Annotated in this window: 10 protein-coding genes; 1 reads left to right on the forward strand and 9 read right to left on the reverse strand. The window is 32.6% G+C overall.

The window, feature by feature from the left end; genetic code table 11:
- Nucleotides 1-3: 3 nt before the first annotated feature.
- The 3 genes from ACFFVB_RS00835 to ACFFVB_RS00845 all read right to left on the reverse strand — a co-directional run bounded on the left by ACFFVB_RS00835 (nucleotide 4) and on the right by ACFFVB_RS00845 (nucleotide 1,412).
- Nucleotides 4-294 (reverse strand): hypothetical protein, encoded by a 291-nt coding sequence (locus ACFFVB_RS00835; protein ID WP_382380199.1) that lies wholly within the window; start codon nucleotides 292-294, stop codon nucleotides 4-6.
- 6 nt (nucleotides 295-300) lie between these two features.
- Nucleotides 301-633, reverse strand: coding sequence for a hypothetical protein (locus ACFFVB_RS00840; RefSeq protein ID WP_382380201.1), 333 nt, complete (start codon nucleotides 631-633; stop codon nucleotides 301-303).
- A gap of 74 nt (nucleotides 634-707) precedes the next feature.
- A complete protein-coding gene (locus tag ACFFVB_RS00845; protein WP_382380203.1) occupies nucleotides 708-1,412 on the reverse strand; it encodes a hypothetical protein in 705 nt (234 codons plus the stop codon).
- A gap of 237 nt (nucleotides 1,413-1,649) precedes the next feature.
- Between ACFFVB_RS00845 and ACFFVB_RS00850 the strand changes: the two genes are divergently transcribed.
- Nucleotides 1,650-2,636: a helix-turn-helix transcriptional regulator gene (locus ACFFVB_RS00850; protein WP_382380205.1), complete on the forward strand. Its 987-nt coding sequence runs from the start codon at nucleotides 1,650-1,652 to the stop codon at nucleotides 2,634-2,636.
- Between the two features lie 160 nt (nucleotides 2,637-2,796).
- Here the strand turns inward: ACFFVB_RS00850 and ACFFVB_RS00855 are convergent, their stop codons facing one another.
- From ACFFVB_RS00855 to ACFFVB_RS00880, 6 genes are all read right to left on the reverse strand, one after another.
- Nucleotides 2,797-4,215: a purple acid phosphatase family protein gene (locus ACFFVB_RS00855; RefSeq protein WP_382380207.1), complete on the reverse strand. Its 1,419-nt coding sequence runs from the start codon at nucleotides 4,213-4,215 to the stop codon at nucleotides 2,797-2,799.
- Between the two features lie 125 nt (nucleotides 4,216-4,340).
- Nucleotides 4,341-5,195, reverse strand: coding sequence for a glycerophosphodiester phosphodiesterase family protein (locus ACFFVB_RS00860; protein WP_382380209.1), 855 nt, complete (start codon nucleotides 5,193-5,195; stop codon nucleotides 4,341-4,343).
- A gap of 1 nt (nucleotide 5,196) precedes the next feature.
- Complete coding sequence (locus ACFFVB_RS00865; RefSeq protein ID WP_382380211.1) at nucleotides 5,197-6,741, reverse strand: RagB/SusD family nutrient uptake outer membrane protein; 1,545 nt, start codon at nucleotides 6,739-6,741, stop codon at nucleotides 5,197-5,199.
- Nucleotides 6,742-6,751: 10 nt separating this feature from the next.
- Nucleotides 6,752-9,889 carry a SusC/RagA family TonB-linked outer membrane protein gene (locus ACFFVB_RS00870; RefSeq protein WP_382380213.1) on the reverse strand — a complete coding sequence of 1,046 codons (3,138 nt, stop codon included), beginning with the start codon at nucleotides 9,887-9,889 and terminating at the stop codon, nucleotides 6,752-6,754.
- A 242-nt stretch (nucleotides 9,890-10,131) separates the two neighbouring features.
- Nucleotides 10,132-11,067 carry a FecR family protein gene (locus tag ACFFVB_RS00875; protein WP_382380215.1) on the reverse strand — a complete coding sequence of 312 codons (936 nt, stop codon included), beginning with the start codon at nucleotides 11,065-11,067 and terminating at the stop codon, nucleotides 10,132-10,134.
- 98 nt (nucleotides 11,068-11,165) lie between these two features.
- On the reverse strand, nucleotides 11,166-11,717 hold the full coding sequence (locus tag ACFFVB_RS00880; protein WP_382380217.1) for an RNA polymerase sigma factor: 552 nt from the start codon (nucleotides 11,715-11,717) through the stop codon (nucleotides 11,166-11,168).
- Nucleotides 11,718-11,865: the final 148 nt, after the last annotated feature.

Here is an 11,865-nt window from a genome sequence, read left to right on the forward strand (position 1 = left end):
TCGTTAAATAATGAATGGTTGTTTGTAATAGATAAGTGCAAAAAACACAAGGCTTATAAGCAAGTAAATACCCCATATTTTCAATCCGTTTTTTGCTAAAAATGAAATAATAAAAAGTGTAGTCCAAAGGATAAAACCTGCAAAACGAATTGTCATTAACGCATTGGGAGCGTCCCACCATACGACTAAAAACATGTGAAATACTTCTGTTACCAAGTAACCACCTATAAAACCTGCCGATATTTTAAGTATACGCTGGATTGGAGAGGATAAATGTTTTTTATTTGCTGGCATACTTAATTAGCTAAGGTATATTTCAATTCCGAAAGAAAGAATTGTGATTATTATTAAAGTGGACAGTTTAATAAACCGAAGTGGAGCGACGAGTACGATTAAACTACCAACAGTCATTAAAACAACTAAAAAAGAGAAAACACCTGCTCCAGTACCTAAATCAATTACGCAGAGTATTAAGCTAAGTAGCAGTAAAAATCCAGCACTGTATTTACTGATTTTAATATTTTCATTTATCTTTTTTTGAAACCCAAGTTCAAGAGTTAATGGTGCACGTTTACTCGTGCTATACAACATATAAAAACCTAGTAAAGCAAAACTTGAAGCTAAAGTGATCATGGAATATTTAAAAATTTAGGGTAGGTATTTTTTTCAAGTCAGTTCTTAATTTCGAAATGACTTGGTTTTCAGAATTATTTGAAGTTTACAACAGATGTAATAATTCGGAACTTTTCTGAATAGGCTTCTCCTGAAACATCTTCCTTTTTAAAGGCTTCGAACAGATATGTCCCTTGCGATTCTGGCTGAAGAGAAACGATGCCTTTGTCATTGGTTTTTATTGTTTGTTGACTACCATTAGGCGTGAAAATTGTTACAGCTGTATCCGATAATACGTCTCCATTAGACAGTAACACTATTGAAATTTCTTTTTTGTTATCTGTATCAATTTTATACATAAACAACCCGTTTTCTAGAGACATTTCTTTAGAGTTAACCGCCTCTTTTTGTTTACCTATCTTAACCTTAGATGAGGCATTAAATTGGTATTGCGTATTACTAACTATAGCTGAAACTGTATGATGAATAGATACATAATAGTCCCCTTGTGTTAACGGCGTAAACGATGATGTAAAATGATCATTATGCTGACTTACATTAAGCTTTTCTTGCGTGCCATTAGGAAACGTTAACCACAGTGTAAAATCTTTTGTATCCGACCACCAATCCTCAATACGTTCTTTTTTAGCATCTTTCGCCTCTGCGTAAAAAATTATTATGTTCTGCGTATCCCTTATTTTCCCATCGGTATTGGCGTTTATAAATAACGCATGTGCAAACGTATTAGTCGTACAAGCACAAAACAGTAAGAGAATAAACAGTGATTTTATTAATTTCATTTTATATCGAATTATATACCCCAGAGATTAATTGTATTAAGTCTAAATAAATATAAATTCAAAACTATTTCTTTTTAAGTCCATATAATTTACGCGAAACGGAATAATATATACGCGAAACGGAGCTTTGCAATTCATGTAAAAAAATGCTCTGTTTTTATTTAGATTAAATTTAAATAATATACTTTTGGAAAAAATTGACTGAAAGCTGAATTGAAAAATGTGTAAACCGGCGTAATGATAGATAGTATAATAATTGAAAATAATAATGAAACCATTTTCGATAAAGATCCTGATATAGCTGAGATAGATGAATGTGGCACCCAAGATTTTTATACATCATTTATACATAGATCCTTTAACGGATGGTATAAAGAGCAAATTTTTGATAACTTTAAAATTGGATATGGCGTTTTAAATGGTGCCGATAAAAGAAGAATAAGATTCAATTCTAATCAAGAAACGATTGGAATGATTTTTATTCTAGAAGGGTCTTTAAGCATGAATATTAATACCCCATTATACACCAATCATTTCGAAACCAACGAGCATAATATATTTCATTATACAAGTGCAAAAGATGCTATAGAGATCACAGATAATACCGTTTCAATTGTTCGTATTAATTTTACAGTAAACTTTTTCAATCAATTTTTACCTGAAGATCATAAGTTCGAAAATTTCAGAAAGCAGATCAAACTTCACAAAACCAGAACACTTGAAAAACAAAATGCTCAAATAAGTCCGAAAATGCATTTAATTATTGATAATATATTGAACTCCAAACGTAAGGGGTTTTATAGAAAAATTAATATGAATGCGCTAGTCTTTGAATTGCTACTACTACAACTAGATACGTTTAATCAAGGCACTCAAAAAGAGGCACACATCTGCGATACCAAAAAAATTATTAAAATTAAAGAATTTTTAGACCATAGTTTTACACAACCCATGACCTTAGAATTCTTATGTAAGAAATTCGGAACTAACGAATTTGCATTAAAAAAAGGATTTAAAGCTACTTTTGGAAACACCGTTTTTGGCTATATATCAGATTTAAAAATGCACAAAGCTCGAAACTTATTAATAGAAAACAACATATCGATTGGGGATGTATCTGAAATAATTGGCTATAAAAATGCGCAGCATTTTTCAACCGCTTTCAAAAAGAAATTTGGTCTTACACCTAGCAAATTTATTAGCTGTAATCAGAAAGATATATAACTAGCCTTTCTATAAATTTTATTTTTAACGTTTAAATTTTCAGCAGGCACAAATAAGACATTAAATGCGAATCTGTAATAATTTTAAGTTGTTAACCGTTCTATTTAATACAACACAATTCTCTTAGATCTTAATAAGCATACCCTTAATTTCACCACGTCTATTCCTTTATAAAATCCTTTTTAAAACGTGTAAATTCATTTAATTCTGAATTATTAATTAAAGTATTACTCCCGTTTTCTTTAATTAAACGAAAACTATCATACAAGCTTCCCATCGTGGTATATGAGTTGTATTTTAAAGTATCATTATCTATTGTAATAATTTGAAATAGCTGAGTAAACTCCCCACGTTTAACCATCCAACTTTGATCCTGAGATTCATACATTTTTGGTCCACTTACAGAAACCGCATAAATTGCTCCTGCATCTTCTACAATTGTTTTTCCAGATGTTTCGTTTGAATCGTATCCTCTTGCATAGGTATGATCATGTCCTTGAAGCACCAAATCCACTTTATACTTATCTATTAAAGGTTTTATAGCTTCTCTTAAAGCGATATTGTCTAGCCCTTTAGCCGTAGAAAAAATAGGATGATGCATTGTAATGGCGACCCATTTTTTAGTATTAGATTGTAAAACCGAGTCTAACCATTTTACTTGCGCATTTCTAGACGTCTCATCATTATTAAAACTTTGAGAGTCTAAAGATATGAGTTTTAGATTCTGATAATCGAGTGTATAACAGGTTTCATTTAGTGCCTCTAAAGGTCCGTTTTGCGGTAAATTAAATTGAGGTCGCCATAGGCTAGATAATTTAGATCTATCCTTCATTTTATCATATTCATGATTTCCCGGAGTCATAATACTTGGCACAGTCGCATGAATAAAACTTCCGGCATAGAACCATTCTCCCCACTCACGATCGGATTCGCTATGATTAATTAGATCTCCTGCATGTAACATAAAGTCTACGTCTGGCAACATTTTATAAGACTTACGAATCACTCTAGACCACATAGATTTCACATCGTTTTGTGCATCTCCAAAATAAATAAAACTGAAGGCATCCTCTTTATTTTTAGAAGGCATTTTAATTTGAAACCATTCACTCCAAGTATCATTGTTTGCTTGGCCATCGCCCACGCGATATACATAAGTAGTTCCCGGTTTTAAGTCTTTAAGTATAGCTGAATGAAACGCCGCCTTAACTACAGGCTCTTTATCTCGAACATTTTCTAAATCCAAAAATTCTGTCTTTGCAGAAACTCGGGTGACATTATTATTTAGCAAAAAATCTGGTCCATGCGTTTCTTCTGCGATTTCCACATAGGCCGTGTCTATGTCTTGATCTGTTCGCCAATTTATTGCCACACTATGATGCGGATCTTCAGTTAAATTAAGGATAATTCGGTCTGGTGCTTTAGACGGAAAAATTAATTTATGAGCCGGCACATGAGACAACGATGAATAATGAGAATGTCCATGCCCTTCTGTGTGGTCAAAAGTATTTGTTTTAGACTTTACTTTACACGACGTAAAAACCAACACGACTATAAAAAGTAATCCAATTGTTTTCATATTATTTATTATTACTTAAAAATCAATATTTTATAAAAAGAATTTCACTGAAACAATTTGATTAAAAGAACTCTACAAACAATTAAGTGCCCATAGAGTCCTAATCAAATAACAAAACAAAAAAATTAATTTCTATAACCTTTCATATTCAAATAATCTAAAAGTTGCTGAGGATGATCTGTTTGAATTACATTAATATATTTCTTATCAAAGCACTTTTCAAAGCCAGAGTATTTTTCAATGGTTTCCATATCGTCATAATCTCCTAAGGCATTTACCCAAACGCGCATACCTTTATCGAATGCCTTTTTTAACAAGCTATCTTTATAGAATCTATCGTCTACTTGGATGACTGTGATGTAATCGTATTTCAAGATATTTTCTACATCTTCGGCAGAATACGCTCTTGGCATAATTTTGACATTAGGATTTATAGCGTGAATTTTTGGGGCTTTTGTGTAGTCATACAAATAAAAAATAACCTCTTTTTCTACTTGATACTTTTCAATGAGTTTGAAAGCAGTCTTAGCACCACGTTCTGACAAAGATTTAAAATCTAGATCTAAGAATATTTTCCCTTTGGTAAACTGAAACACTTCTGCTAAAGTCAGAATTTTTTGATCTGTAATACTATCATCTATTTTTAGTCTTAAGTTCTTTAAATCTTTCCATTCTAAATCTTTAACAAGACCGGTACCATTAGTAGATCGATCGATACTACTATCGTGCATAATAATTAATTTCCCATCTTTAGTTTCTCTAACATCTATTTCGACAATGTCGACGCCTATCCTGATCGCTTCATTTATAGCTTCAACAGAATTTTCTGGATATTTATCATGAACTGCTCTATGAGCAACGGCCATAACATAATCTTGATTTTCGTAGTTTGCAATTAAACGATCTAACTTTGTACTTTGCGCATAACTTGTTAAGCTTATAACTGTTATAGCTAACAATAAAAATATATTTTTTTTCATTTTAGTATCCTGTATTTTGTGGAAATTCGACGTCACTTAAATCTATTTGGGCTTGAGGTATCGGTCTTAAAACATGATAATTTTTAATGTTTTTAGATCCATTTGGGTTATAATTTTTTACACGTTCTTCTAGTTTACCTGTTCTAACTAAATCCATCCAACGCATGGCTTCTCCACCTAATTCTCTAGCTCTTTCGTCTAAAATAAAATCAAGTGTTACATCACTTGCGGTTATAGAAATTAATTGGGTATCTGGTTTCGCTGCACGTTGTCTAACCTTATTAATATATGTCGCGGCTTCGGCTTGTTTGCCTTGGTAAAATAAAGCTTCAGAAACCAACAAATAGGTATCCGATAAACGACTCACAAAAAAGTCTCGAAATCCAGCTTGATCCTGAAAACTCGCTCGTGTGGGATCATCATGTTTTTTCATACCCCAGTGCATTTTATCTATATTTGGTGCTATTTTAGAGTACGTCCCGTCTTCTGCTTCCCATATTACAGTATCTCCTATTGCCATACCATCGGGTATTGATTCTGCATTGTTATAGGTCCAAGTATATCTAAAGGTTTCATCGAAACGAGTGTCATTCTCTTCAAATAAATTTCTAAAAAAATCTGTTGGTCTAAATCTTGTATATGGTCTCCCTCCCTGAGTAACATCTCGGCTTAAACCGGGGAATTGATCGTAGGCGGGAGTAAAAAACAAATGCCCTTGATTACCACTTCCGTTGCTTAATGGATCTGTACCGTATTGGACAGAAAAGATAATCTCGCTATTGACTTGATTAGTATATTCAAATACATCTGAATAGGTATTTAATAATTGGTAAGGTCCTTGTTCTATAAGTTCAATTCCGTTGTTTTTGGCAGCGGCATAATCTTTCATTAATAAATTAATTTTCACTAATTGATGAAGCGCTGCACCTTTAGTCACCCGACCTAGTTCTGAAGATGTCCAATCCAAATTGTTAATTGCAAATTCGGTATCTGCCTTCATAAATTCCCAAATAATTTCTTTAGACGTTCTAACACCATCAGTTTCTACACCTTTCGTTTCTGTTTGCTTTAAAACAACATCTCCAAATTGAAGCGTTAACCAATAGTAGTAATGTGCTCTTAAAAATCGAACTTCCGCTTTAAAAGTGGTTTTTTTAGCTTCAGATAAACCTGCAACGGCATCTATGCGTTCTAAAACGGTATTGGCAGCATTAATTCCTAAATAACAATCTGTCCAAAGATTATTTATATAACTCATGGATGAATTAAGTTCTGAAGTATACATATCCATGGCTTTATAGCTACCATCTTTTCCATGTCTAAAAAGATCTGTACCAAACGTGGTAAGCGTAAATCCTGTTTGAGATCCATAGATATCTCTTAAAAGAGAGTAAGTCCCATTAACTCCATTTTCTATCCCTGTTACCGATTTATAGATAACATCGGGAGTTGCTTCAGAAACAGGCTCTTCTTCTAAGCTACAAGAGGTTGTAAATAATAACAAACCGAAAGTTAGTAACACGAGGTTTTTATATTCTTTTTTCATTTTAAGTAAGTTAAAAGGTTAAATTTAATCCCATTGAAAGGGTTTTAACAGAAGGGTATAAGGCTCTTTCACCATTAGATTCAAACTCTGGATCTAAACCATTATAAGATGTAAAAGTGAAAGGATTATCGGCAGTAACATTAAAGGTTAATTCTTTAATTTTTAATTTTTCTAATACAGGACTTGGTAAAGCGTAGCTCAATACAATGTTACGTACACGTACAAAACTCACGTCTTTATAAGCTAAAGTAGAGCCTAGATAAACACTTTCTTGACTCACATTAGGTCTAGGGTTTTCGTTTGTCGGGTTTTCTGGCGTCCAATAATCCACATCTAAATTATTATACCGTCCTGCTAACCTGTTATTATTACCATACCATTCCGAATAGGTTTTAACATTCTGTCTCGTATATAAAACAAATGAAAACCCAAATCCTTTGTAGTATAATCTATTGGTTAAACCTCCGATCCAATCTGGAGTAGACGATCCCAAAACCATACGATCATCGGCGTTAATAACACCATCCTCATTTACATCTTGCACTTTAATTTGCCCAGGTTCGAAACCATAACTTACTGCAAGTTCAGCTTCATCTAATTGCCAAATACCTAACTTATTATAATCGTAGAACACATTAATAGGATTACCTAAAAACCATTCATTTCCTACATCGTCTGTACCATCGCCATATAACTCGGTAATTTTATTGGTGTTTTTAGAAACGTTTAAATCTATATTCCAATTAAAGTTTGCAGTACTTATTATATTATTTATAGATAGGCTTGCTTCAATTCCTTTATTTTGAGTAGAACCAATGTTTTCAAGTATGGTAGAGAATCCTGAACTAGAAGGTAAACTACGCGGTAATAAAAGGTCGTCTGTATTTGCTATATAATAATTTACAGAACCACTTAATCTCTGTTTCCAAAACTGAAAATCTAAACCAACATTAAACTGTTTAGTTGTTTCCCAGGTTAAATTAGGATTAGACACAGAATTAGGAATAAAACCAATCACGCCATTATCGCCAAACATGTATTGCTTTTTTTCTAAAACACTAAAGGTTTGATACGGATCGATACCTGTATTACCTGTTTCACCATAACTTACTCTAAATTTTAAATCGGAAATCACATTCTTTGAAACATTATCAAAAAACGCTTCTTCCGATACTCTCCAAGCTAATGCCGCAGATGGGAAAAAGCCCCATTTATTACCCTCGGAAAATCTTGAAGATCCATCGGCTCTTGCTGTAGCAGTAAAAAGATATCTATCGTCGTATTGATAGTTAATTCTACCCGTAAAAGACACTAAATCCCAATCTTTATAATTACTACCTACACTAGATACTTCTCCTGCAGTGGCTAAATTGTGATAGCCTTGAGAATCGTAAGGTAAATTTTTAACATTGCTGTAATTTGTTTTGGAAGTTTGTGTTTGAAAACTTTGAACTGCAGTAGCACTAAACTGATGTTTCTCACCAAACGTATTCGAGTAGTTCAAAATATTTTCAATAGTAAACGAAAAGGTATCAGAATCGCTTATTCCCGCAGAAGATAAACCGCCCTGATTATTTGTGGTCTCACTGCCATAAAAATATCCCCGGTTTCCAATTTCTAAATCTGGACCTATATTTAACCTATAACTTAAATGATCATCAAATTTATATTCTCCATAAATACTTGCAAAAACATGAGTGACATATCTTTCATCTAAAGAATTCGCTAAATCCGATAATGGATTTACTCTTTGGCTTTCATCATTTGTAGGCCTGTAACGTATAGAACCATCGTCGTTATAAGCAATCCCAAGCGGACTTAATCTTAAAACGTTATCATACAAATCGTTCTGAACCACATTTTGTTTAGAACGACTTAAGAAAGACGATACGCCGACTTTGAATGCATTTACTTTATGATCTAAATTAATTCTGATTGAACCTCTTTGATAATCGGCATTATCCACAACTCCGCTTTCTTGATAAAAGTTTAAAGATGTAGCGAATTGCGTATTTTCTTTTCCTCCAGTTATCGATAACTGATAATTTTCTTTATTCCCCGGATGGTAAATAAAATCTTGCCAATCTGTATCTGTACCTTTCTCTATCGATGCTAATGCGATATTATCAAAAATGTCTTCATCGTCAGGATAACTACCATTTGCGGTTACAGTTCGGTTTGCTTCTCTTCTTAACTGTGCAAACTCTTCTCCATTCATTAAATCCAAACTATTTATAGGCGTTGTAATCCCATAATACGTACTAAACGTTGTGCTGGTTTCCCCTGACTTACCACGTTTGGTTGTAATTAAAATAACACCATTAGATGCTCTAGAGCCATAAATAGCAGTTGCAGAAGCATCTTTAAGAACTTCCATTGAAGCAATATCATTCGGGTTAATATCGTCGAACCCTGTATTTAAAGGAATACCATCTAACACAATTAACGGATTATTATTCGCCCCTATTGAGTTGTCCCCACGGATACTAATACTAACAGAACTACCAGGTTCGTTACTAGAGTTAAAAACATCGACTCCTGCAACTTTTCCTTTAATTGCACTTAAGGGGTTTGATACCGGAATTTCTGAAAAATCTTTTTCGTTAACCGAAGCGACAGCTCCAGTAACATCTCTTTTTTTCTGCTCACCATAACCAATAACAAGAATCTCATCTAGACCAGTGATATTCTCGACCATTTGAACCTGAATATACGATGATGCTTTAAGTTCTTTTTTATTGTAACCGATATGAGTAAAAACCAGTATATCGTTAACTGAATTTATTTCCAGTTCAAATTTTCCATCGAAATCTGATATAGTCCCCGTTTCCGTTCCTTTTAATAATACATCGACTCCCGGAATAGGCAGATTGTTTTCGTCGGTAACTAAACCTCTACTCAAAAAAGGTGTTTCTAATTCATTTTGTTTTTTAATTCTAACAGAAACGGTATTATTAGAAATACTATAGCCTATATTCATCTGAACTACTAGTTGTTCTAAAACATCAGAAACATTGGTGATTCTATTAGTATACGAAACGGTTTTTTTAATGTCTCTTACCTCATCAGGAAATATAAAATTTAAAGACGTTTGGCTTTCTATAGACTCGAAAACTTCAATAATCGTTGCGTCTTGTATATTTAACACAACCTTTGTTTGGTTTAAATAATTGGGGAATAATGGTATTGCATTTGACATTTGAAAACAACAAAACAATAACAGAACAATTCCGAATTGCGATCGTTTTATACTTTTTTTTGAAACAAAATACATATTTTGAATATATTTGATATTAAATTAATTTTTACAGATTAGTTTTTTACTACTGCTCGATACGGATTGCACTCCTTATCGGGCTTTTTTTAGGTCTTATTTTTACATAGGCTTTATTATTTACAAGGTTTAGCTATAGCTTCTATATGCTGATTATCTAGATACTTAAATTCTATATCATAAATAAAATGTAAACTCTCCAGAATATCTTCTAGAGATTTATTCTTATAAGTCCCACTAATGGTACATTCGGAGTACGTTTTGGATGTGATTTTTATGCTCTTATCGTATTTCTGATTTAGCATATTAACCACTTCTGCCAAATTCGCCTGATTAAAAACTAAGGCGCCCTCTATCCAAGTAGTGTAATCTCTGGCCTGAACAGATTCTTTAATTAAACCGTTCGTGTGTTTTGAAAGTTTTACTCTTTCATTTTTAATTAGAGTCAGCATATTTTTAGGATTGCTGTTATTGGTCACTTTTACTTTACCAGAACTAACGGTAACAGAAGGTGTAACATTTTTGTAATTGGACACGACAAATTCAGTTCCTAGAACCTTTGTTTCAAATGCATGAGATGTGACTATAAATGGTTTTTCGGGATTGGATTTTACTTTAAAAAAGGCTTCTCCTTCTAGAATAACTTCTCTAGCATTTTTGGCAAAAGCTTTCGGGTACTTTAACGTACTTCCGGAATTTAAGTACACCACAGAAGAATCTGTTAAAAGCACTTTTGTTTGCTCGCCTCTCTCGGCAATGACTTGTATAAGTTCGGGTTCAGCCTGAATATTATAAAAAAGGACAGAAGTAGCAATACATAATAAAACAGCAGCGGCTATATTTCTAAAATTAAAAAAGTTTACTTTTTTCTTATCTTTTAAAATAGCTGAATAGATTCTATTCTTTACCTCTAAATTAAACTTAATATTGTCCTGACTTAGGCCTTCTTTTTGAAAACTATCTAGGTAGCTTTCTACGACAAAAGATTCTCTCTCGGTAGTTTTATTTTTAGTGTAACGATTAAGTAAATCATTAAATTCGTATTCGGTCATAAGTACTCGGTTTATTACTAAGTACCTATTTTTAGAATTACACCTACGCTATTTTTAATGCTTAACGATTGCTTAAAGTCTTTAACTCTGAATTAACTTTAATGTAGTATTGAGTAATGATGAATTAAGATTAGCATCGAAATTTTTAAATTAAGATCGGAGTTTGATCTTAATATTCTTAGTGCTTTGTAGATTTGATTTTCCACTGTACTTACCGATATATTTAAACGACTTGCAATTTCTTTTGGACCAATATCTTCATAATATCGAAGTTTAAAAATCTCCTTACATTTTAAAGGTAATTTTTGATCAATAATTGTAGTAATGAGGCTTAGCGTTTTTTCATCATAATTAAAATCTGCGGGAAGATCGTCGTGCAAAAATAAAGATTCAATGTGCTCTAAATCTACAGATGTAATTTTTCGCTTTTTTAATTCATTAGCACATTGATATTTTACCGCCTGGTATAAGTATGCTTTTACATGAGAAATATCGGTGGAATACGATCTTTTCCAGTAATCAAGAAAGACATCTTGAACAATATCTTCGGAAGTTGAACTATTTTTTAAAATATTAAATGCATAAATATACAGCCCACTCCAATAGGTGTTAAAAACAATATCGAAATCAAGCTCAGCTTGTTGACTCATACATATTAACTTTTTTCAAAGTTAACAAGTTATCAAGCATCATCTATATTAAGCTTATGTAAACTATTTATCTGATATGTACGACGCCTAGAACTCATTAAAAGCAAATAATAAAACATGATCACATAAACCCTTTTTATAAATCAAA

This window comes from Formosa undariae, from assembly GCF_042427615.1.
In the GTDB taxonomy this organism is placed as follows: Bacteria; Bacteroidota; Bacteroidia; order Flavobacteriales; family Flavobacteriaceae; genus Formosa; species Formosa undariae.

Coding starts and splice junctions, on each gene's coding strand:
- ACFFVB_RS00835 (WP_382380199.1), bottom strand. CDS start 294: ATGCCAGCAAATAAAAAACATTTATCCTCTCCAATCCAGCGTATACTT.
- ACFFVB_RS00840 (WP_382380201.1), bottom strand. CDS start 633: ATGATCACTTTAGCTTCAAGTTTTGCTTTACTAGGTTTTTATATGTTG.
- ACFFVB_RS00845 (WP_382380203.1), bottom strand. CDS start 1,412: ATGAAATTAATAAAATCACTGTTTATTCTCTTACTGTTTTGTGCTTGT.
- ACFFVB_RS00850 (WP_382380205.1), top strand. CDS start 1,650: ATGATAGATAGTATAATAATTGAAAATAATAATGAAACCATTTTCGAT.
- ACFFVB_RS00855 (WP_382380207.1), bottom strand. CDS start 4,215: ATGAAAACAATTGGATTACTTTTTATAGTCGTGTTGGTTTTTACGTCG.
- ACFFVB_RS00860 (WP_382380209.1), bottom strand. CDS start 5,195: ATGAAAAAAAATATATTTTTATTGTTAGCTATAACAGTTATAAGCTTA.
- ACFFVB_RS00865 (WP_382380211.1), bottom strand. CDS start 6,741: ATGAAAAAAGAATATAAAAACCTCGTGTTACTAACTTTCGGTTTGTTA.
- ACFFVB_RS00875 (WP_382380215.1), bottom strand. CDS start 11,067: ATGACCGAATACGAATTTAATGATTTACTTAATCGTTACACTAAAAAT.
- ACFFVB_RS00880 (WP_382380217.1), bottom strand. CDS start 11,717: ATGAGTCAACAAGCTGAGCTTGATTTCGATATTGTTTTTAACACCTAT.